The organism is Pseudoalteromonas sp. 2CM28B, assembly GCF_023161935.1.
On record NZ_JALNTH010000005.1, the window covers coordinates 156,269 to 178,314 of the forward strand.

Below are 22,046 nucleotides of genomic sequence, written 5' to 3' on the forward strand. Positions count from 1 at the left end.
AAACTATTGCATGCCAGAGAAAAAATAAAAGCGCCCTGCGATGCTTTCACTTAATGAAATTAATATTTAGGCGGTTAAAACAACACGCCGAATTTGTATGATAAACCCCATTAAAGAAACAATAAAATAGAATATGTAACAAAGTATTTTCTATGAGACGAGGTAACAAAATAGCCCTACCAACAACCATAATCGCGCTTTTGCGAGTTATTTTTTACCATGGCGAGCAAGGCGCTCTAGCTTTTCTTTCAGCGAAGGGGGCGCTGATGCAGCAATGGCATTAAGGTAATCTGAAGTTTGCTGGCTCATTTTTCTTGAATTGCCAGGTGCTTTACCTGCGGGGCCGGGTTTATCTGCAGTTGGGCTTAAGCGCGCTGTTGCTTGAGGGTTTGCAACAATTTTAATTTGTCCGAGCTCTGCCATGCCTGCCGCTCTAAAATGCGACTGCATATCCATTTTTAAATAATTAAGTTTAAGGGCAATTGCCGCCGATACAGCTTCAATCATCAACGTGCCATCACGGTAATTACTCACACGGCATTTTTCAGCAAGCTTTGGGCCTAAAAACTCTTTGAGCAACACCTGTTGCTTGTCAAGCGCTTGGCTTTTACCTGCATAAGCCGATAAGCGATTATTAAGGCCTGCCATAATGTCAGTCAGGGGTTTTGGTGCGTACCTATCTTTAGCCATTCAACACCTCAAAAATTTAAATAAAGCACGTTTAAGCCGAGCGTTTAAATGCTCGGCTTTAATATGTGCTTTTATATTATACCAATTCGCTTAATTACGTATTATTGCAAATTGCTATTATGCGCCTGCTACTTGCATTTGCTCTATAAGTACTGAGCCGGTTTGAATGCCGCCTCTGCGCTCAATATCGCCCCCTATGGCCGAAATACCTTTAAACATGTCTTTTAAATTTCCGGCAATGGTAATTTCACTAACAGGGTACTGAATTTCACCGTTTTCTACCCAAAAACCAGCCGCTCCACGCGAGTAGTCACCCGTAACGGTGTTTACGCCTTGCCCCATCAGCTCGGTAACTAATAAGCCTGTTCCCATGGTTTTTAATAAAGCCGATAAATCGTTGTGCGTTTGCTCAACTAACCAGTTATGAATACCGCCTGCATGGCCTGTTGGAGCCATATTTAGTTTACGCGCTGCATAACTTGCTAATAAGTACGTTTGCAGCTCACCGCCTTGAATAATTTCACGGTCAATCGTTTTTACCCCTTCGCTATCAAATGGCGACGACGCTAATCCTTTTAATATATGAGGACGCTCAGCAATATTAACGCTCTTACTAAATACTTGGGTGCCTAGGCTGTCGAGTAAAAAGCTCGATTTACGATAAAGCGCCCCGCCGCCAATTGCCGACACTAAATGGCCAAACAATGAGTTGGCAATATCGGCTCTAAAAATAACAGGGACTTTCATAGTACCCAGCTTTTGGCTATTTAGTTTAGCCAGAGTTTCGGTGGCGGCTTCTAGGCCTACCGCAGCAGCGTCGTTAAGTCCGCCCTGATCGCGAGCAACAGTATAAGCAGAGTCGCGCTGCATGTGCTCGCCTTCTTTGCCTATTACCATAGTGCTAATGCTGTGGCGCGTACGTGGAAAACCAGCAATTAAACCATGGCTATTACCATACACACGTAAGCCTTGATGCGATGAAAAACTTGCACCATCTGAATTAACAATACGCTCATCAGCATTTAAAGCGGCTTGCTCTGCAGCGTGACATAGCTCAATACCTTGCTCAGGGCTTACATCCCACGGGTGATATAAATCAAGGTCCTTAGGGGCAAACTCGAGCAATTCTTTATCGGCAATACCATTAAAAGGGTCGTCTGAGGTAAATTTGGCAATATCAATGGCTTTTTCTACTACCGTGCGCAGTGTTTTTGGGTTTAGATCAGCAGTAGACGCCGAGCCTTTATTATTCCCTACATAAACACTGATACCTAAACCACCATCTTGGTTAAACTCTATGGTTTCTACTTCACCCATGCGTGTGCTTACCGATAAACCCGATGTACTAGACATAGCAGCTTCTGCGGCAGTGGCACCCAATTTTTTAGCATGCTCGAGCACTTCAGCTACGGCATCTTTTACATGAGAGATTTGAGAATAAATTGGATCGTGTTGTTGGCTTTTCATAAATTAAGTCCTGAGCCTTAAGGCAATATTGCACGCATTTCTTATCTTTAAATGCTAACACACTCACTGCACCACATCAGCTAATATTAATCACTAAAAGAATCGCGTATAATGGCAAAAGTTATTTTTACTTAAGAGCACCCCATGGCGAAGAAAAAAGGCAAGCCTGCTGAAATTGAAGAAGAAATTATTTACGTATCAAAAAGTGAACTAAAGCGCGACGCGCAAGAGTTTCATCAGTTAGGTTCTGAAATTGCTAAAATGGGGAAAAAGCAACGCGAACGCTTACCACTCAATGACGATTTGAAAGCAGCCATGGTAGTTGCTGATAAAATCAGTAATAAAAGCGATGCGTACCGCCGCCACTTAAATTACATTGCTAAAACGCTACGCACAGTAGAAAACGTTGAAGAAATTAAAGCCATTATTGACGTAATGCTTAATAAAAATAACCAAGCTGAGGTTTTAATTAAAAAAATTGAGCAATTACGTACCGACTTAATTGAGCAAGGCGATGATTTAATTAACGAAACTATTGAGCAATACCCGACCCTTGAGCGCCAAAAAATGCGCCAATTGGTACGCAACGCCGCTAAAGAAGTTAAAGCTGAAAAGCCAGGCAAGGGCTATAAAGAATTGTTTCAATACTTAAAAGATGCCCACAACATAACGTATTAACAAAAAATACTATTTTAAAAAGGTGCTTAGGCACCTTTTTTGTTGTAGATCAAAACCCCTCCCTTAAAAGCTTTTTATACTCAACACCTCATTAATACATAAGGTGCGCGTGATGATAAAGCTTCCAAAATGGGATCAAACTCTTATAAATAAGTATAACGTGTCAGGGCCCCGCTATACCTCCTACCCTACCGCTTTATCTTTAAGCGAGGGGTATCAGCAACAAGACCTTGTTAGCGCTATAAAATCATCCTCTAGTCGCTCACTTTCTTTGTATATTCATATCCCATTTTGCAGTGAGCTTTGCTATTACTGCGGATGTAACAAGGTGATCACACGCCATCAGTCTAAAGCCGATGTATATTTAGATTATTTAACAAAAGAAATAGCAGCACATGCCCCTTTATTTAAACACTACACAGTGGAGCAATTGCATTTAGGGGGTGGTACGCCAACCTTTTTAACTGTAAAGCAAATGACGCGCTTAATTAACTTATTAGAGCAGCACTTTCACTTTACCCGCAACACTGAGCGAGGCATTGAAATAGACCCACGTTCCCTTGCTAAAGATATGCTTATACACTTACGGGTTTTAGGCTTTAACCGCGTATCCTTTGGTATTCAAGATTTTAACGATGAGGTACAGCAAGCGGTTAACCGCACGCAGCAAGTAGATACCGTTAAAGCACTGATAACCCAAGCCCGCGAGCTTGGCTTTAAGTCTATAAATGCAGATATGATTTATGGCCTACCTAAACAAACACCCCAAAGCTTTGAAAAAACAATAGCGCAACTAATTGCCTTAAACCCAGATAGAGTCTCTGTATTTAATTACGCACATTTACCAGAGCGCTTTGCAGCGCAACGTAAAATAAAAGAGGCTGACTTACCCAGTGCCCACGACAAGCTAACCATGTTTAAAAACACCTTGGCGCAAATGACCTTTGCAGGCTATCAGTTTATTGGTATGGATCATTTTGCAAAAGCCGACAACGAACTTGCAGTCGCGCAAAATAAAGGGCAGCTACATCGCAACTTTCAGGGCTATACCACCCACGGTAATTGCGACTTATTAGGTTTAGGGGTCTCGTCTATTTCGCAAATTGGCACTGCCATTTTACAAAACCAAAAAGTGCTTAAGCATTATTATCACGAAATAGAAACGCAAGCCGGCAGTGCTATACATAAAGGAATGCATTTAACGCACGATGATGTAATACGCGCAGAGGCTATTAAATCACTTATTTGCCAGTTTGAATTAGACACACACGCATTTGCGAAAAAGCATTCTATACATTTTAATGAGTATTTTGCGGATGCGCTGTTGGCGCTAAAGCCTTTAATAGACGATGACATGGTGCATATAAACGATAAGGTAATACGCGTCACGCCTCGCGGAAATCTATTTATTCGTATTATATGTATGTGCTTTGATGCTCACTTACAAAAGCAAATAAGTAAAACCCGTTTCTCACGTGTGATTTAATTAGTGCTATACCAATTCGCTTATCACGTTTGAGGTGGTAAAAACGTGACGATAAGCAGGCATAAAAAAAGCAGACCTGAGTCTGCTTTTTGTATTTTCTATAGGGTTTAATTAAACACGATGTTTTCGCTGCCCGGCGCAGCTTTAAACTCAACAATGATTTTGTCGCAATCGGCTTTAATCTCATCACTAAAGTTTTCTTCAGCTCGCCAACGTGCTGTATCTTGCTTAAAAATCTCTTTTTTAGAGTATTTTTTGCGTGCATCGTGGGTCGGCATTTCTTTCACAACGTTATACATTTTATAAATGCCTGGGTACGCTAGCGTTAAATCTCGCTCATCTTCAAAAGCGTACTGAGACATTAAAACCCAAATCCGTAAACAGCCTTCAGAGTACTCACATTGCTCTTCAGCCATTGCACGAGCAATTAGATGAATGCTATCTGCAAGTTTAGCGTTACGCTTTAAGCGCGACTGCTTAAGCTTTTGCTGTTGCTCAGCTTGCTTTTGCGCAATTAACTTTTTTTGCGCGTTAAGCTTATAGAGCAACTGACCTGCATAAAATGCTAAGCCAGCAATAATAACAGCACCTACAAACAAGGCTACAATCACTGCGGTACTCATTAAGCGCCCTTACTATTTGTCGTCATCATCATCTAGCCACTCATTGGCTAAATCATCTGAAAGGTACTTATCGAAATCTGAGTTACCGTCGCTTTCGAAGTTATCTTCAAAATCATCTTCAAACTCATCTTCGTCTTCATCTTCGATACCTAGTAACTTACAAAGTACTTGGTGGCGAGCGATACGGCTATTAAAGTACTTCGCATCTTTACCCGTCAGCATTTCACCTTGCTCATGGCGCTCAACGAGCTTAAGTAAACGCTCATCGTTTTCAAGCGCTTCTAGCTCTTGCTCAGGCGTAAGCTCTGGCTCTGTAACCTTTTTAAGCTCAACTGTTGGCTTTAAGTTACGCTTCATTTCTACTTGCGGCTGTGGTGAACTAGCCACTAAAGGCACGGCTTTTTTACTGCCGACGCGCTTATCTTTTGGCGCTGAGTTTGCTTTTTTAGTATCGCTATCTAATAGCTCAGGTGCATTACGAGAACCAGGCTTAGCACCCTTTGGCTTTTTAACTCGTTGCTCTTTTAACGCACGCATTTCTTTAAGCTTATCTTGGCTTAAACGAACAGGGCCGTTTGAAGGAATTTTGCGTGATTTTTTCTTTCTACTCATATCTTGATCATCTCACTTAAGAGGTTTTGAGCGAGGCACATAACATGAGCATCGCAGTGCTGGCCTAGCCAGAAGAATTCGATTTGCGCATTAAAGCTTGGGTTGCTCGTTGAATTAGCGCATTAGCTTATTGCTAAACGGTGGGTATTGTAACAGGACAAATAAAAAGGCGGTAGAGAAAACATCTCTACCGCCTACTAATCTGAGCGCCATTATCTGGACACTTCTCCCTTCGACTTTTTTTAGTCTTTATTATTTTTATTATTATCAGTCCGTATTGTTATTATTTTAACCTTCCTTGTTACATTCCATTTTGTTTTTATTATTAAACTTCCTTGAGATTTTATTATTTACGGTCATCCTGACGCTTTCTTGTTATTTCCTTTTGTAGCACCTTCAATGTGCTATTCAGTCGTGTCGCGCCATTTTCCTTTAGCATAATCCATGTTGTTATTGTTGTTTTGCGACAGTGGTTAATTTACCCGTTAATATTTTTGTTACAACTGGTTTATATAATTTTTCTTACATAGAGCATATATAAAAAACAAAAAACTCATAATAAACATAAATTTAACTGTAATAATATTTTTAAAATAAGTTATTTCTTACAAAAGAGCATGGCAAATGTCTCACAAACTAAAGGGTGATATCGTTAAAATGTGGACACAAAAAAAGCAGCGCAAGCTGCTTTTTAATCATATTACATAGTATTACACTAGCTAATACTAAATAAATACGACTTTAGTGTAAGCCACCTAAGTATTGAGATAGTACTTCAATATCTTTATCAGTTAGCTTTTTCGCTATATCTTGCATCATACCGTTATGGTCGTTTTTACGGGTTCCATCACGAAACTTCTCTAGCTGAGCTTTAATGTACTCTGGGTGCTGAAAAGAAATTTTAGGAAACTTAGCAAGAGACGAACCATTGCCTCGCGGACCATGACACGCCGCACAAGCCGGAATACCACGTTCAGCATCGCCTGCTTTGTAAAGCATTTGACCAACTTCAACCACGTCTTTAGGGGTGGCGCCTTCAGTCATGTTCAATGAAGAAAAATAAGCAGATAGGTCTTTCATGTCTTGTTCGCTAAGTGGCATAGCCATCGCGCTCATTACAGGATCCATACGGCCTTCTTTACCGCCTGAAGTCATACCTAATTTTAAATCCTTAAGTTGTTTAAGGATGTAATCTGGGTGCTGGCCTGCAAGTTTAGGGTAAATATTAACCGGTGCATTACCGTCTGGGCCGTGACAAGCCGCACACGTTGCTGATTTTTCTTTACCTGCGTTTACATCGCCATCAAATGCTGTTGCGTTGCTTGCTGACAACGCACCAAGCAATATTGTTAAAGATAGTGCTATTTTTTTCATGGTGAATTCTCTGTTTCCGACCCTGTATCATCTACAATATGGATGTTGTAATTCATGTATTCTACACGATAAAAAATTCTCTGGCACGTTTTCTACTCATATTAAGCTTATAATTTATAGGGTTTTGACCTAGATTAACCTTTAAGCAGCTTTAATAGTGCCATTTATAGAGTTTTTAGGTGTTTAAATACGCTTTTTAATACATCCTTTATAGTATAAAATACGCGCCCTGAGTGAATTTAGCTCAATAAGATTAACTTTTACGTTTTTAGGAGAGCCTGTGCTCAAATCTCGTATCAAATATAATACTGCGTCTTTTGCAACAAGCGCGCCAGACATCACTAAATTACCTGCTGATACGGGAATTGAAGTCGCGTTTGCAGGTCGCTCTAATGCAGGTAAGTCAAGTGCTCTTAATGCACTGACAGATCAAAAACTTGCTCGTACCAGTAAAACGCCAGGTCGTACGCAGTTAATCAACACCTTTGAATTAGGTGAAGTAGACGATATGCGCTTAATCGACTTACCCGGTTATGGTTTTGCTAAAGTACCTATTGAAATGAAAAAGAAGTGGCAAAAGTCACTGGGTGAGTACCTACAAAAACGTCAAAGTTTAAAAGGTATTGTTATATTAATGGATATTCGCCACCCATTAAAAGATTTAGACAAAGATTTAATTAACTGGGCTATTGGCAGCGAAATCCCGGTATTGGCGCTTTTAACTAAAGCCGATAAGCTCAAGCAAGGTGCGCGTAAAGCACAAGTACTGCAAGTACGCCGTGAATTAAGTGAACTAGACGGTGATATTACTGTACACGCTTTTTCATCACTTAAGGGAACAGGTTTACCGGAAGTCGCTAAAAAGCTAGATGAGTGGTATTTAGGGCCAATTGTGGCTGTTGCACCGCAAAGTGATGAAGACAGCTCAGACGCTTAAAAATAAGCACCTACGAAAGATAAAATTTTCCCCTTGCTGATTTTATAAAATAGCCGCGCTCATCAGCGTCGGCTATTTCAGCCCACTGATAAAACACACTCCGTGATACCCGCGCGCTACACCCATAAGGTAATTGCAAATAAGGCACCGCTGCATTTTTATAGTTTTTTATATAAAGAGGCTGCTCAGCACTGATTAACCATTGCCGTGCTAAATTATCTACACAACACATAACCTGCCCTTGCGCTGTGCTCTCAATATGCCAGCTTACGATAACGAAAGGCGCATCTTGCACCTCTATCGCTATTTTTTCGATGGGTGTTTTTAAATAAAACTGCTCACCTTCTTTGCATAAAACACTCGCAAACAGTTTTACCATCGCGGGGCGAGTAATTTCGCTGCCATCGTAAAACCACTGCCCTTGCTCGTTAATCATAATCGGCAGCTCACCACACTGGGCAGGCTGCCAACTATCAAACGGTTTGCTAGGCTCGCTTAATTGCTTACTAAGCGCCGTTAACGAGATCACTGTTTTTTAAGTGTTAGCGCAAAAGTAACTGGTACGGCTGTAGCAACTCCAGGTAAACCAGCTAATTGCTGTAGTTTTTTAACGCCTTCTGTCACACCAAAGTCTTGGCTATTTACAATCACAGGCGTAAACGACGACACACTTAAATCGCCATTTTCGGCACTGCTAACAAGTACATTTATTTTTAATGGCTTTTTATTACCATGAAAATCAAGCTGTGCATCAACCTCTTTTAATACATGCTGGCCCGGCTTTTTAATATTACTTAATTGCTTTTTTAAATCCGCGGTTAAAACTGCATGAGGAAACTTAGCCGCTTCAAATACAAATTGAGTTAAACGTTCATTGCGAATAGGGATCAGTGTTTCTGCAGAGGTTAAGTCTATATTTACACTAAAAGCACCACTGTCTGAAAGTGTTCCTTCTAGGTTAGTAAAATGATGTGCCTCAGCAATCGAGTCTTTTTTGATAGAAACAAAACTTAATTGGCTCTTGTCATTGACTAGCTGCCAATCTGCATGAGCGGCATTAGACAAAGCAACACTTGATAACGATAAACCGATAATGGCTAACGTTTTAAACATAACGCACTCCTAAAATAAAATGAGAATAATAGCGCTTTCGATACTATCACCTGAAATAGGGGCAAACCACCTCAAATTAAAGACGGCGCTAAATTACTTAGCCCGTACTGTTAATAAAAAATTAATAACGATATAGCAGCCTATAACTGATGCTTTTTAGGGCCATACCGCTACATCCACGCTAATAATTTCGTGAGATAGCTTTACTTGCCTACGTTTGCTTTATAACTGCTTTATACATATACCCGTTTGAGGGCGCGCAAGGTATGGCACAAAAAATAATAAACATAAATGAGCATAAAGTGTGAATAGTAAAAAAGCGCTTAGCGGTGCTATTTAGCTTTAAAGGGCAATCTAATGAGGAAGAAAAAGCAGCCTGCTTAAAACAAGCAGGCCGATATAGCAAACTGGGGAGAAGCTATCAATTTGTTGCACCTTTTCAGATGCATCATCAACAGGATGTCCTACAGGATGAGGACGCGCGCACTTTAGCAAAAGCGCGCATAAAAATACAATGATATTCCGCCAAAATAGTTCGAATTGACGAACATATAACTATTTAATACAAATAGTTGCTTAAATTAACCTACTTTTAACTAAACTTTGTTTACGCGTAGAAATACTTATATCGATTCGCTTAATTGAGTGAGTTATTTAGAGGCAATAAAAAAGCGCCTTGCGGCGCTTTAAAATATAAGCATGTTTTAGGTTAGTGGGCTTGTTCCCAGTTTTCACCTTCGTCAGCTTCTACAATTAAAGGGACATCTAAGCTAGCCGCTTGCGACATTAGCTCACAAATCTGCTTTGTGTATGCTTGCGCACAATCGGTTTTAATCTCAAACACCAATTCATCATGTACTTGCATAAGTAACTTAATGGTATTGGGAGCTTGTTGATTAACCCAGCTATGCACGCTCAGCATTGCTTTTTTAATAATATCAGCGGCTGTGCCTTGCATTGGTGCATTGATTGCTGCGCGTTCGGCGCCTTTACGGCGAGCTCCATTACGTGCATTAATTTCGGGTAAGTGTAAACGACGCCCAAAAATAGTTTCTACGTACCCGTTCTCGGCCGCTTTTTCGCGGGTTGTTTCCATGTACTCAAGTACCCCAGGGAAACGCTCAAAGTATTTATCTATGTAGTGCTGCGCTTCGTGGCGTGGCACATCAAGCTGACGCGCTAAACCAAAGGCTGACATGCCGTAAATTAACCCAAAGTTTACTGCTTTAGCTTTACGACGCATATCTGTGGTTACATCCTCTAGCTCAACCCCAAATACCTCAGCAGCGGTTGCACTGTGTACATCTAACCCATTAGCAAAGGCATTTAGTAGCCCTTTGTCTTGCGATAAATGCGCCATAATACGCAGCTCAATTTGACTGTAATCGGCAGCCACAATTTTATAGCCTTGTGCCGCTACAAATGCCTCACGTATACGGCGTCCTTCTTCAGAACGAATAGGGATATTTTGTAAGTTAGGATCGGTAGAACTCAAACGCCCTGTGGCCGTAACAGCTTGATGATAAGAAGTATGCACGCGCTGTGTTTTCTCATTAACCATTAGTGGTAATTTATCGGTGTAGGTTGATTTAAGCTTAGATAAACCACGGTGCTCAATAATCACCTTAGGCAATGGGTAGTCATGAGCAAGTTCTTGTAGCACTTCTTCAGCCGTTGAAGGTGCACCTTTAGGTGTTTTTTTAATGACTGGCAGCTCAAGTTTTTCAAATAAAAGTACTTGCAGCTGCTTTGGCGAGCTTAGGTTGAATGGTTCGCCAGCTATCTCAAACGCTTCTTTTTCAAGTTCAAGTAAACGCTCGCCTAAACGCTGGCTGTGCGCCGCCAGCATGTTGCTATCAATTGCTACGCCGGTGCGTTCAATATCAGAAATAACATTCACTAATGGCATTTCTATTGTTTCAAATACTGACTTTAACTTCTCATCAGCTTCTAATTTTGGCCAAAGTACTTTGTGTAAACGCAGTGTAATATCGGCATCTTCTGCTGCGTAAGGCGCAGCTTGCTCAAGCTCAATTTGATTAAAGGTAAGCTGCTTTTTCCCTTTGCCGGCTATATCTTCAAAGCTAATGTTTTTATGGCCTAAGTATTTAAGCGCTAATGAATCCATATCATGGCGAGTGCCCACGCTATTAAATACGTACGACTCAAGCATAGTATCAAACTTAATGCCATTGAGCTCATAGCCTGCATTAGCCAGTACGCTCTTGTCGTATTTTAGGTTTTGCCCTACTTTAGCTTTGTTAGCATCGGCGAGGATTGGCCCAAGCTTTTGCATTACATATTCAAGGCTTAATTGCTCTGGTGCACCCGGGTAGTCGTGTGCAATTGGTAAGTAAGCAGCTTCGCCTGCTTTTACAGCAAAGCTCATACCTACTAACTGCGCTTGCATGTAATCAAGGCTGGTTGTTTCGGTATCAAAGGCAAATAACTCAGCGCTATTTAGCTGCTCAATAAGCGTATCAAATTGTGATTCGGTTAAGATAGTTTCGTAATGTGCATCTTCTACTTTTGGCAGTTCATTTGCCTCAGTAGGGAGCGCTTTTTCTGCATCTTTTGGATTATCAAGCAGCTCAGCTAACCAGCGGCGGAACTCACACTCACCATACAGTGCAATAAGCTCATCTTTATTTGGCTCTTGTACTTTAAAGGTATCTAGGTCTGACTCTACCTCAACATCACATTTAATGGTGGCAAGTTCATAACTAAGTGGTAAATGATCAAGGGCATTTGCAAGCTTCTCACCAATCTTGCCTTTAATATCGCCAGCATTATCAATTACACCTTGAAGCGATCCATATTTTTGAAGCCATTTAACAGCTGTTTTAGGTCCACAGCCTTCAACACCTGGGATGTTGTCAACCTTATCTCCCATTAGCGCTAAATAGTCGATGATTAGCTCGGGGCCCACACCAAATTTTTCAACAACGGTTTGAGGATCTGAAATGCTGTCGGTCATGGTATTGATTAGCGTAACATGCTCGTTAACTAGCTGAGCCATGTCTTTATCGCCAGTAGAAACCAATACATGGCGCTTTTGCTCAGTCGCTATTCGTGAAAACGTACCAATAACATCGTCGGCTTCAACCCCTTCAATACTAATTAGCGGAAAGCCCATCGCTTTAATAATACTGTGCAGTGGCGCTATTTGCGTTCGTAAATCGTCAGGCATAGGCGGACGGTTAGCTTTATACTCGCTATACATGTCGTTTCTGAACGTTTTGCCTTTGGCATCAAACACCACTACCATGTGGCTCGGATCATATTGTTTGATCAAACTTTTAAGCATGTTTACCACGCCATAAATAGCGCCAGTTGCTTCACCTTTAGAGTTGGTTAAATGCGGTGGAGAATGATAAGCACGAAATAAATATGAAGAGCCATCAACTAAAATTAGCGGGTTTTCGGGGATCTGAGCCATGGTGAATTTGGATCCTAAATACAAAAAAGTAATATTATTACAAGCATGCCATAAGGTTGTGAATAAAACGACAGTGAATTACGCTTAGTAGCCATAATTATTGCGGAGCAACCTGTGGATAACTTTGTAGATAACAGCCACGAGCTATTCCTCCAATGCATAATAAAATGCTTAGAAAAATAAATAACTGCTTGTTTTGTTTAAAAAAGATAATACGAGGTTCTTTTTTTATTATTTTAAAACCAATGTGGAAAAAGGTTTTCTAACTGATACATCCGCTGTTAGTCACTTTAGTTATTTGTATCCATTTAAATAACCGGAGGAGTATTCTAGCATAATGGATCAAAGATCATAGCGATCCTTTATAATTTTTTTTACAAGCGCACTGGCAAAAATGGCATAAACCGCAATACAACTTGCACTGCGAATACTTTTTAAACTAAAAAATTATTTTAGTGTGTGTTTTGGCCCGTGTTAAACTTCATCCAAACGACTTATTTAAAATACTTGAGGAGCACAAAAGCATGAAAAAGATAGCTGTAATATTAGCCGGCTGTGGTGTGTACGATGGCAGTGAAATAAACGAAGCAGTATTAACACTGCTGCACATAGCTAAAAACGGTGCTGCATATCAATGTTTTGCTCCTGATATAGAACAACTTCACACTATTAATCACCTCACCGGTGAAGAAATGCCAAGCAACCGTAATGTACTCACTGAGGCAGCACGCATTGCCCGTGGTGATATAAAATCACTAAGCGAATTAAAGGCATCTGAATTTGATGCGTTAATAGTACCAGGGGGATTTGGCGCCGCTAAAAACTTATGTGATTTTGCCGTTAAAGGCGCTGATGCGCAGATAAACGACCTAGTATTAGAGGCATGTAAACAATTTGCTAATGCACAAAAAGCCGCTGGCTACATGTGTATTGCGCCGGCTTTAATTCCGTTTATATATCCCAAGGCTACTTTAACCATAGGTAATGATGAACAGACCGCAAGCGCTTTAACCCAGCTAGGCTCTACTCACGCAGCCTGTGCGGTTGATGATATTGTGATTGATGAGGACAATAAACTCGTTACCACCCCTGCTTATATGCTGGCGCAGTCTATTTTAGATGCCGATGCAGGGATCGAAAAACTGGTTAAAAACGTACTAGCATTAGCTTAAATAATGATTTACTAAGCCACCGATTATAAATGTTTGTTAACTGAAACATGCAATTTTATTGCGTTAACGCAAAAATTAGCCAGTTTTATCGATAAAAACACCAGTGGGCGTTTTATAAATTGTTACACAAAGGTATAATCGGTTTAATTTCCGTCATCTATAATCGTGATTGATCACGTTCAAATCGAAGTGAGCAAGGCAAAATGAAAAAACTATCAGCTGCAGCATTATTAGTGCTAGCAACCACCGCATACGCACAGCCATATGATAACTCTATGACTGAAGATGCGATTAAAAAACGTTTAGCACCAGTTGGCGCTGTTTATCTTGAAGGCGAGAAAGCTGCTGCAGCCGCAGCTCCTACTGGCCCTCGCTCTGGTGAGCAAGTGTACCAAGGCGCATGTTTTGCCTGTCACGGTACTGGCGCACTAGGTGCACCTAAATCAGCTGATGACTGGGCACCGCGTATCGCTAAAGGTAAAGATGTACTGCTTGATCACGCTATCAACGGTTTTAATGCGATGCCGCCAAAAGGAACATGTATGGATTGTTCTGATGATGAGATTAGCGCAGCTATTGATTTCATGACATCTAAATAATTTAATTAAGCCCCTGATAACTAGGGTGATTAATTTAAAAAGGCCTATTTTTATAATAGGCCTTTTTTTATTCCCAAAATAATCTTTTTAGTTGCTGTTTTAGGGCATTAGTTACTTGACGATCGCAACTAAAAGTGAAATTATACGTTTAATAAACATACAATAATAAAATAATATGATTCATGTCATCGGAAGATAAGCCCGCGGCACCGAGTAAACTAGCGCACCAAAATAAACGTCTTAAAGCGCTATTAGAAAAGTATAAGCAATCTCACCACTTACAAAATGCCCTGATCCAGCTATCAGAGCAAGCAAGCTCTGTTGCCGAATTAACCTTACTTTACCCCGCTATCCATGACATTTTACAAGCATACCTACCTAGTAAAAGCTTTTACGTGGTGCTTGCTAATCAATATACTCATGCCCTGGAACTTTCTTATTTTTGCGATGAAAAAGATGGTATATCAGTCGCCCTCAATCAAGATAATAGTTTTGAAGAAGGCGCTACAGGCTACGTTTATAAGCTTGGCAAAACCACCTGCTTTACCAAACAAGAGATGCAAAGCGCTGCACAAAACGGCTTGTTTAAAGCACTAGGCTCACCTGCTGAGTACTGGGTTGGTGTTCCTATCTATCAAGAGCAAAACATTATTGGCGTACTTGCTGCGCAAAGTTACGATAAACACCAAGATTACAGCAGTCAGCAAGTGCATTTACTCGAGGTAATGTCTTTATACTTAGCCACAGCCATAGAGCGAGTTAAAAAAAGAGAGCTGCTCGAATCTGAAGTAAAAATTCGCACCCGTGCGCTCACGCAAAGTAATGATGCGCTAAACCTAGAAATTGAACAACGAAAACGCGCACTACAACGCCAACAAATTTTGTTTAAAATATCGGAGTTGGCAACACAAGCGCAAAACTTAGATGATGCCTATGTAAAAATTCATCAAATAATAAAAACCATTACATACGCAGAAAACTTATACATTGCACTTTATAACAAAGAGACTGGTTGGATTAGCTTCCCGTACTGTGTGGATGAATTTAAAGACAACACCGAGCCAAGGCCGTTTGCAAAAGGTTATAGCGAACTGGTTATTAGCAGCGAGCAGACCCAACTTATACACCCTAGTAGAGCCAAAGAGCTATTAGAAAGTGGTGATGTACAACGAAATAAACCGGTACCAGAGGAGCAAATGGCCACCAGCTGGCTAGGTGCTCCGCTTAAAACATCGCAAGGGGTTATCGGCTTAATTGCATGCCAAGCGTATAATAACAATCATATTTTTAGCAAAGACGACTGCGAGCTTATTACATTTGTATCACACCAAATTGCCACGGTTTTACAAACTAAATTAGCCACTCAAGCACTTAAATCTAGCCACCAAGAGTTAGAGTATCGAGTTAACGAAAAAACAAAAGCGCTGCAGCAAGCTAATCTACATTTACAAATGCAAATTGATGAGCGTAAAAAAGTAGAGCAACAGCTTTATCATGATGCGCATCACGACTCATTAACAGGCCTCCCTAATCGTAGCTTGTTTTTAACCCAGCTAGAAAAAACACTGCAGCATTACCATCGTTTTCCTGATCATCACTTTGCTGTGTTATTTATTGATTTAGATAAGTTTAAAGATATAAACGATCAACTAGGTCACCATGCCGGCGATCAGTTTTTAATAAGTGTGGCTGATTTATTTTCGCATTGTATTCGCGAACACGATTTACTCGCTCGCCTTGGTGGTGATGAATTTGTAATTTTGCTTACCCACTTAACAGAGCTACAACAAGCAGAAGATGTAGCTGATCGCATTATTAATATAATGAAAAAGCCATTTTGCAGCAAAGGTACCTGCATTCAAAGTGGTGCAAGTATTGGTATAACGTACTCAAATTCAAGTTATCAGCATACCGATGAAATTATTCGCGATGCCGATGCTGCTATGTATTACGCTAAAAATGCAGGGCGCGACCGCTATGAGCTGTTCCACCCGTTATTAACGCAAACACTAACAAGTGCAGAATCTCCAGCACAGCACCATCTTGATTCACTTCCGATGAGTTTTAGAAGTGCAGATATTATAAACCTTGATGAACAACAGCAATCAGAATCACTATTTGAAGCCTTTGGTGAACACCCTGTATTAGGCTATACCAGTTTTGAAGTGCTGAAAAAGTTTGCAACCGATAAAGAGCAGCACCTCCAAGTTGAATTAGAACTATTACAACACGCCTATGCCCATGCCTTAGCGGCAAATGTAGCCATGGTATTATTGCCATGCTCAGGGCTACTTTTAGAAGCGCTTGAATTCAATTTATTTACTGAGGTATTAAGTAAGCTGCAAGGGCAAAGCCAACTGTGTTTATTGTTTGACGACCAAGAAATACGTTACGCCTGTGCAACTCAGCTAGAAAACCTTAAAAAGCTCTCGCAGCTTGGCTACAGCATTGGCTTAAATAACTTTGCAAAAGACCGCTGTGAGCTAAATGCACTGACCGACATTACCTTCGATTATGTACTACTTAGCTCAACCTTTAGTAAACGCGTACTGCAACAAGAAAGCTTTAACTTGCAATTACAAGGTGTACTGGCAATCACTCAGCTAAAAGGCATAAAAGTCATTGCCAAAGGCCCTTCTATACTTAACTTTAGAGCCTTGCTAGATAAATACGGACTAAACTTATTTGTTGCTAAGCAGCAAGGCTTATCGGAGTCAGTAGCGGCTAATAACAACGCCGCGCAGTCTATTAACTAGGTTTTTTCAGCATCGCCCTTAAGTTAGCGACCCGTGCTTGGCCTTTTTCCATGCGCTCAGCTTGCGAGCTTGGGGCTTTTTTGTTTTCAAACGCTAGGTCATCTTGCGGTAACTCTTGCACAAAGCGGCTTAGCTCTGTTTGTGAGGTTTCGCCAAACTGACGACGTATTTTTGCATATGTTAGTGTCAGCTCTTGCTGGGCCCGTGTGATCCCTACGTATGCTAAACGGCGCTCTTCGTCTACGTTTTCTTCATCAATACTTACTTGGTGTGGCAATAACCCCTCTTCCATACCAACCATAAATACGTACGGGTATTCTAAGCCTTTAGATGCATGCAAAGTAAGTAACTGTACCGCATCAGACTCATCTTCTTCCTCGTTACGCTCTAGCATATCGCGAAGCGTTAATTTGCTGACCACTTCAGGTAAGGTCATCGGTTCGTTATCGACATCTCCGGTGAGCATATCGGTGATCCAACGATACAGCTCAGAGACGTTTTTCATGCGCATTTCTGCCGCTTTGGCACTTGGCGATGACTCATATAAATACGCTTCGTAGTTAATATTACGTACCAAGTCTTTTACCGCTTCGAGCGTATCGCTACGCACTGCATTATCTGAAAGCTCAACAACCCAACGTGCAAACCCCGAAAGCGCATTTAAGCCACGCCCTTTAAGGCGGTAGCCTAGGTCGTTATCAAAACAGGTGGCAAATAAGCTTTGGTGCTTTTCGTTTGCAAGTGTGCCTAGCTTTTCAAGTGTAACGGTGCCTATTTCACGGCGCGGCGTATTAACAATGCGTAAAAAAGCATTATCGTCGTCTTGGTTAACCAACAAGCGTAAATACGCCATAATATCTTTAATTTCTGAACGCGAAAAAAACGACATTCCGCCACTAATTTTATAGGGAATGCGGTTACTCATTAATGATTTTTCAAAACCGCGCGCCTGGTGATTACCGCGATACAAAATAGCGTAATCTTTATAGCTGGTGCGCTTCATAAATTTATGAGAAATTATTTCAGCAACAACTCGCTCGCACTCATGCTCTTCATCCCTACAGCCAATCACTTTAATCGGCTCACCGTAACCAAGCTCACTAAATAGCTTTTTTTCGATATCGTGCGGGTTATTGGCAATTAAAATATTTGCTGCTTTTAGAATGCGCTGGGCGCTACGGTAGTTTTGCTCAAGCTTTATGAGCCTAAGGCCGGGGTAATCTTTACTTAACAGTACCAAGTTTTGGGGGCGGGCGCCGCGCCATGAATAAATAGATTGGTCATCATCCCCTACCACAGTAAAACGCGCTCGCTCGCCTACTAATAACTTAACAAGCTGGTACTGGCTGGTATTGGTATCTTGATATTCATCCACCAGCAAATACCTAAATCGTTGCTGCCAACGCTCTCGTGAGGTGGCATTACTACTTAGTAATAAGGTGGGGATCATTATTAAATCGTCAAAATCCAGTGCGTTATATGCTCGCAGCTGATTTTGATAACGCGCGTAAAGCTGCGCAAATAACGCCTTTTGCGCATCACGTGCTTCGCGTATAGCTTGCTCTGGTAAAATTAATTCGTTTTTCCAGCTGCCTATTTGCATTTTTAATAGATTAAGTAGGTCTTTGTCTTTTTTAAGCTCGTCTTCGGTTAAATCACCTAGCAGCTGGTTAGTATCTTGGTCATCAAACAGTGAAAAACCTTCTTTAAAGCCAAGCGTTTTGAGCTCTTTTTTAATTATTTCAAGCCCTAGGGTATGAAAGGTTGATACCCACAACCCTTTCGCTTCTTGCTTATTAAGCGTTTGTAATACACGCTCGCGCATCTCTTTGGCCGCTTTATTCGTAAACGTTACCGCAGCAATATTACGTGCTTTGTACTCGCACTTTTGCACCAAATAAGCAATTTTGTTAGTGATTACGCGCGTTTTACCTGAGCCTGCACCCGCGAGTACTAAACACGGACCACTAATATATTTTACTGCTTCATCTTGTTTTGGATTGAGTTTCATAACGACCATGGAGTTTTAAAAGGCAGCTAATTTTACCGTAACCACAGATACAGGCATAGCCATTAGATTAATTAATTCCATTGTGGTGATCATGTATTAAATACCTTAGGTATAAGGTAATATTAGTCATTATCATTTTAGGGCAACAGCAAGGGACGATTATGATCAATCCAGCAAAACTTGAAGAAATTGCTAAGCAAATCACCAACAACATGCCGCAAGGTGTAAAAAACCTAGCAGATACACTGGAAGGTAAAACCAAACAAGTTTTACAAAATAAGCTGGCTGAAATGGACTTTGTTAGCCGCGAAGAATTTGATGTGCAAAGCCAAGTACTTATTCGTACTCGTGAAAAACTCACTGAGCTTGAAGCAAAAGTTGTGTTACTAGAGCAACAACTAAATGCTAAAAATAACGCCGAGTAGCACGTATTACGTCTGTATACTCAGCCACAAAAAAAGCAGCTAAGGCTGCTTTTTTGCTTTTAGTTTTAACATTTACCCACTATGTATTAAAAAGTGCTTCTAATACATAGTATTGCAGTGGTTGTTGCTGCGCCAAACTTACAGCGCACATTTTTAGCGCCACTTGCTTACCCGTAATGGGTTTATAACGTTTTAAAAAAGGAAGTTGAGTAATAACAGGTAACACAAATGCGCCTATTTGCTCAGCTATTCGTGTATCGTTTCGCTCACCCATTAATAAAGACGGCTGGAATATACTTACTTTTGCAAAGCCCAGCGTTTTTATGTGCTGCTCAAGCTCGCCTTTCATTTTTAAGTAAGGGCTGATGCTGTGCGCATTAGCGCCGCTTGATGACACCAAGCAATAATGGCTCACTGCATTGTTTGCCGCCATTTGCGCCGCAATAAACTGATAATCAAAATCAACTTTACGCTGCGCCGCGGTTGAGCCAGCCTGCTTTTTAGTAGTGCCCAAACACGAAAAAAACACATCCCCTTTAAATAACGCGCAGTAGTTGGTTAAACAATCAAAATCAATAACCTGATTAGTGAGCTTAGTATGTTCAACGTCCAGCTTACGGCGAGTTATAGCAATCACATGGCCAAACGCAGGGCTTTGCAGTAAAAGCGTTAATAGCTCACTCCCCACAACCCCTGTTGCCCCTATGATTATCGCCGTTTTAGTCATTGTTTAAATTACTCGCAACCGGCTTTAGCAAATACATGTGCAACGGCTTTTTTATACACATCGCCTTCTTCATCGGCGCAGGTTACAACCGAGGATAAGTCGTGCAAGTGGCCGTTCTCTAATCCATATACCCAACCATGAATCGTGAGCTCTTGCCCTTTATCCCATGCATCTTGAACTATGTTTGTTCTGCACACGTTACGTACTTGCTCAATAACGTTTAGCTCAATTAAACGGCTTAAACGCTGTTGCTCATCCATTGCATTAAGCTGCTCTAAGTGTTTTTCTTTTACATCGCCAACATGGCGTAACCAGTTATCAATAAAACCAAATTTGGCGTTATTTAATACCGCTTGTACACCGCCACAGCCGTAGTGGCCAACCACCATAATATGTTTTACTTTAAGCACCTCTACCGCGTATTGCATTACCGATAAACAGTTATGGTCAGTATGTACCACCACATTAGCTACATTACGGTGTACAAATAATTCACCCGGCAGTAAATCAACAATTTGGTTGGCAGGAACACGGGAGTCTGAACAGCCAATCCACAAGTACTCTGGGTTTTGTTGCATTGATAATATTTTAAAAAACTCAGGGTTGGCTTCGGTTGTACGTGCAGCCCAACGTTTGTTGTTTTCGAATAAATTTTTTAGCTTTCTCATTTCATCTCTTATTTAGGACGGGATAGAAATTACACCCCAGAAAAGACAAATAATGAGCGCCTTTTTAGTTGGTGTTTGCAAGAATTAAAATATTGCGAGGAGTTAATTGTTTCTCACAAAAGGTGGTAACTGAAACGTGATAACCTTGCTGTTGCAAATATAAAGCACGATCGAGCACAAGCCAAACTTCTATTGCTCTTCTAAACACATGTCGAACCAGTTCGATTCGCTCTGTTACTTTTTTACGCGCCTTACCAATTAACAAAAACTTATCGTAATCAGTATCTTGAGGGATACTTATAGACTTTTTATCCCCCGCCCAAGCACAAAACTGTGCAAACGTATCAGAAAACACGGCTTTGTTAACGGAAGGCACACTCACGTAATATTGTTCATGAGTGAGTGACTTTCGAAGTGCGTCAAACCCTAAGCGCCATTCCACCTCAGTTTTTCGTATTTTAGCTACACGTGAAGGGGCTGTAACTGTTTCTTGCAGCGCCAGTTTTAGATCGCGGTGCGTTAAATTAAGCTTACTAGCAAGAGCAAGCTCACTCATTGCCTGATAACGACTATCGGTAAATAAGTGATAACAGCACGGCGAAAAACTAATACGTTTTACCCTAGCGGCGCTGGCGTGCTGCATAAATGTTTGGTGCAATGCGCCACATGCATGCAGTGCAACCGCATGTGTGTCGGTATTAAAAAAATGGCGTGTTTCATCTTCAAGCACATTAGCTTGGCTAAATTTCATCGCCAAACCTTGCTTGCGTGCACTGTGCTCTCCTTGCTCGCAAAGGTGCCCTTGTAGCTCAACACTGTGCACGCTTTGCGCGCCGTTATAAGCAAGCATTCGGCCTAAATGCCCTTTACCTGCGCACCATTCAAGTACAGGCTGTGTGTTACTCGTTAATGCTGAAACAAAGTCTTGCAGTTGCTCAAACTTACGCCCTTTAATACCGTTACTTATCCAAAACGGGTATTCACTACGTTGCTGCTGGCTTTTTGGTAAATTACACAGCTCAGGTAGCTGCTCTACCCCGGCAATAAACGGGCTAAAAAATTGATAAAGCTGTTGCTGATCGTTATCAAGCCTTGCGACATCTTCATCTGATAAGTTATTTAACGCCGCTTGTAGCTCAGGCCACGGTAATTCATCAAAATCAAATGCTGTACATTGCCAATATTCGCGGGTATTCATTAGCACTGCATCGAGTGCTGCAAACTGCTCAGCTAGGTTCATAACAACTTAAAATAGTAAAAAGACGTTTA

At 41.0% G+C, this 22,046-nt stretch carries 19 protein-coding genes; 7 read left to right on the forward strand and 12 right to left on the reverse strand.

Features of this window, described 5'->3' with window-relative positions:
- Nucleotides 1–207: 207 nt before the first annotated feature.
- Together MTN96_RS09570 and pmbA are read right to left on the reverse strand one after the other, a co-directional pair.
- On the reverse strand, nt 208–690 hold the full coding sequence (locus MTN96_RS09570; RefSeq protein WP_004589317.1) for a DUF721 domain-containing protein: 483 nt from the start codon (nt 688–690) through the stop codon (nt 208–210).
- A 117-nt stretch (nt 691–807) separates the two neighbouring features.
- Complete coding sequence (gene pmbA, locus MTN96_RS09575; protein WP_248531384.1) at nt 808–2,157, reverse strand: metalloprotease PmbA; 1,350 nt, start codon at nt 2,155–2,157, stop codon at nt 808–810.
- A 144-nt stretch (nt 2,158–2,301) separates the two neighbouring features.
- On the opposite strand from pmbA, the gene yjgA reads away from it, so the two are divergent.
- Both yjgA and hemN read left to right on the forward strand, forming a co-directional pair.
- Nucleotides 2,302–2,835, forward strand: coding sequence for a ribosome biogenesis factor YjgA (gene yjgA / locus MTN96_RS09580; protein ID WP_004589315.1), 534 nt, complete (start codon nt 2,302–2,304; stop codon nt 2,833–2,835).
- Nucleotides 2,836–2,947: 112 nt separating this feature from the next.
- Entirely contained in the window at nt 2,948–4,321 is a 1,374-nt protein-coding gene (hemN, locus tag MTN96_RS09585) for an oxygen-independent coproporphyrinogen III oxidase (RefSeq protein ID WP_121636870.1), read from the forward strand.
- Nucleotides 4,322–4,428: 107 nt separating this feature from the next.
- Here hemN and MTN96_RS09590 read toward each other — a convergent pair whose 3' ends face one another.
- From MTN96_RS09590 to MTN96_RS09600, 3 genes are all read right to left on the reverse strand, one after another.
- A complete protein-coding gene (locus MTN96_RS09590) occupies nt 4,429–4,944 on the reverse strand; it encodes a DUF2489 domain-containing protein (protein WP_004589313.1) in 516 nt (171 codons plus the stop codon).
- 12 nt (nt 4,945–4,956) lie between these two features.
- Nucleotides 4,957–5,556, reverse strand: a complete 600-nt coding sequence (gene yihI, locus MTN96_RS09595; protein ID WP_121636869.1) for a Der GTPase-activating protein YihI — start codon at nt 5,554–5,556, stop codon at nt 4,957–4,959.
- Nucleotides 5,557–6,297: 741 nt separating this feature from the next.
- Nucleotides 6,298–6,930, reverse strand: coding sequence for a cytochrome c (locus MTN96_RS09600; protein ID WP_004589311.1), 633 nt, complete (start codon nt 6,928–6,930; stop codon nt 6,298–6,300).
- Between the two features lie 280 nt (nt 6,931–7,210).
- Here MTN96_RS09600 and yihA point away from each other — a divergent pair, with 280 nt between their 5' ends.
- On the forward strand, nt 7,211–7,867 hold the full coding sequence (gene yihA / locus MTN96_RS09605) for a ribosome biogenesis GTP-binding protein YihA/YsxC (protein WP_121636868.1): 657 nt from the start codon (nt 7,211–7,213) through the stop codon (nt 7,865–7,867).
- 10 nt (nt 7,868–7,877) lie between these two features.
- Here the strand turns inward: yihA and MTN96_RS09610 are convergent, their stop codons facing one another.
- The 3 genes from MTN96_RS09610 to polA all read right to left on the reverse strand — a co-directional run bounded on the left by MTN96_RS09610 (nt 7,878) and on the right by polA (nt 12,419).
- A complete protein-coding gene (locus tag MTN96_RS09610) occupies nt 7,878–8,396 on the reverse strand; it encodes a DUF1285 domain-containing protein (RefSeq protein ID WP_121636867.1) in 519 nt (172 codons plus the stop codon).
- Nucleotides 8,393–8,980 (reverse strand): YceI family protein, encoded by a 588-nt coding sequence (locus tag MTN96_RS09615; RefSeq protein WP_064386286.1) that lies wholly within the window; start codon nt 8,978–8,980, stop codon nt 8,393–8,395. Before MTN96_RS09615 ends, MTN96_RS09610 begins: the two co-directional genes overlap by 4 nt.
- A 709-nt stretch (nt 8,981–9,689) precedes the next feature.
- On the reverse strand, nt 9,690–12,419 hold the full coding sequence (polA, locus tag MTN96_RS09620) for a DNA polymerase I (protein ID WP_121636866.1): 2,730 nt from the start codon (nt 12,417–12,419) through the stop codon (nt 9,690–9,692).
- Between the two features lie 524 nt (nt 12,420–12,943).
- On the opposite strand from polA, the gene elbB reads away from it, so the two are divergent.
- From elbB to MTN96_RS09635, 3 genes are all read left to right on the forward strand, one after another.
- Entirely contained in the window at nt 12,944–13,591 is a 648-nt protein-coding gene (elbB, locus tag MTN96_RS09625; RefSeq protein WP_121636865.1) for an isoprenoid biosynthesis glyoxalase ElbB, read from the forward strand.
- Nucleotides 13,592–13,794: 203 nt separating this feature from the next.
- Nucleotides 13,795–14,190, forward strand: coding sequence for a cytochrome c5 family protein (locus tag MTN96_RS09630; protein WP_004589305.1), 396 nt, complete (start codon nt 13,795–13,797; stop codon nt 14,188–14,190).
- Nucleotides 14,191–14,372: 182 nt separating this feature from the next.
- Nucleotides 14,373–16,946, forward strand: a complete 2,574-nt coding sequence (locus MTN96_RS09635) for a diguanylate cyclase domain-containing protein (protein ID WP_055254670.1) — start codon at nt 14,373–14,375, stop codon at nt 16,944–16,946.
- Here MTN96_RS09635 and rep read toward each other — a convergent pair.
- The gene (gene rep / locus MTN96_RS09640) at nt 16,939–18,957 is read right to left on the reverse strand and encodes a DNA helicase Rep (protein WP_248531386.1); all 2,019 of its coding nucleotides are present in this window, start codon (nt 18,955–18,957) and stop codon (nt 16,939–16,941) included. The genes MTN96_RS09635 and rep overlap by 8 nt on opposite strands.
- Nucleotides 18,958–19,118: 161 nt before the next feature.
- Here rep and MTN96_RS09645 point away from each other — a divergent pair, with 161 nt between their 5' ends.
- On the forward strand, nt 19,119–19,382 hold the full coding sequence (locus MTN96_RS09645; protein ID WP_004589302.1) for an accessory factor UbiK family protein: 264 nt from the start codon (nt 19,119–19,121) through the stop codon (nt 19,380–19,382).
- A gap of 79 nt (nt 19,383–19,461) precedes the next feature.
- On the opposite strand, the gene MTN96_RS09650 is transcribed toward MTN96_RS09645, so the two are convergent.
- The 3 genes from MTN96_RS09650 to MTN96_RS09660 form a co-directional block, all read right to left on the reverse strand.
- Nucleotides 19,462–20,109, reverse strand: coding sequence for an NAD(P)H-binding protein (locus MTN96_RS09650; RefSeq protein WP_096041043.1), 648 nt, complete (start codon nt 20,107–20,109; stop codon nt 19,462–19,464).
- Nucleotides 20,110–20,117: 8 nt separating this feature from the next.
- Nucleotides 20,118–20,777 carry a carbonate dehydratase gene (gene can, locus MTN96_RS09655; protein ID WP_064386295.1) on the reverse strand — a complete coding sequence of 220 codons (660 nt, stop codon included), beginning with the start codon at nt 20,775–20,777 and terminating at the stop codon, nt 20,118–20,120.
- Nucleotides 20,778–20,841: 64 nt separating this feature from the next.
- The gene (locus MTN96_RS09660; RefSeq protein WP_096041042.1) at nt 20,842–22,017 is read right to left on the reverse strand and encodes a methyltransferase; all 1,176 of its coding nucleotides are present in this window, start codon (nt 22,015–22,017) and stop codon (nt 20,842–20,844) included.
- Nucleotides 22,018–22,046 lie beyond the last annotated feature (29 nt).